Consider the following 521-nt stretch of genomic DNA (forward strand, 5'->3'; position numbering starts at 1 on the left):
ATCTAAATTTATTGTTAGCATTAATGTTTTAGCACCACGTCTTGCAGATGCTAAACCTGCTTCTACACCTGCATGTCCAGCACCTATAACGATTACATCATATTCTTGAGCCACAATATAAGCCTCCTTATTTGATATCTTACTAGCCTTCTTTAGACTGTATTCCGTCTCATTCAATTACTATTTACCTAAGCAGAATTGACTGAATAACTGATCGATGAGTTCATCACTTGCAGTCTCACCAATAATTTCTCCTAATATTTCCCAAGTTCTAGTTAAATCAATTTGTACCATATCCATATGCATACCAGATTCGGCTGCATCAATCGCATATTGTATCGTTTGTCTTGCTTGTTTTAATAATGAAATATGTCTTGAATTAGAAACATAAGTCATATCTAGATTTTGTACTTCTCCACCAAAGAACAAATCTCGAATTTGTATTTCTAATTCATCAATACCTTCTTGTTTTAACATTGAAGTTGGAATTAATGGCGTATCGCCTATCATATCTTTAACTT

1 protein-coding gene and 1 pseudogene are annotated in these 521 nt (G+C 33.4%); both read right to left on the bottom strand.

What is annotated here, in order from left to right; all coding sequences use genetic code 11:
* The coding region (locus KGF45_RS19630; RefSeq protein WP_227843080.1) for an FAD-dependent oxidoreductase at nt 1–117 on the bottom strand (117 nt) is incomplete at its 3' end.
* Nucleotides 118–180: 63 nt separating this feature from the next.
* Nucleotides 181–521, bottom strand: a pseudogene (locus KGF45_RS19635) (tRNA uridine-5-carboxymethylaminomethyl(34) synthesis GTPase MnmE); the annotation flags it as partial.

The organism is Clostridioides sp. ZZV14-6154 (genome assembly GCF_020657785.1).
Classification (GTDB): domain Bacteria; phylum Bacillota; class Clostridia; order Peptostreptococcales; family Peptostreptococcaceae; genus Clostridioides.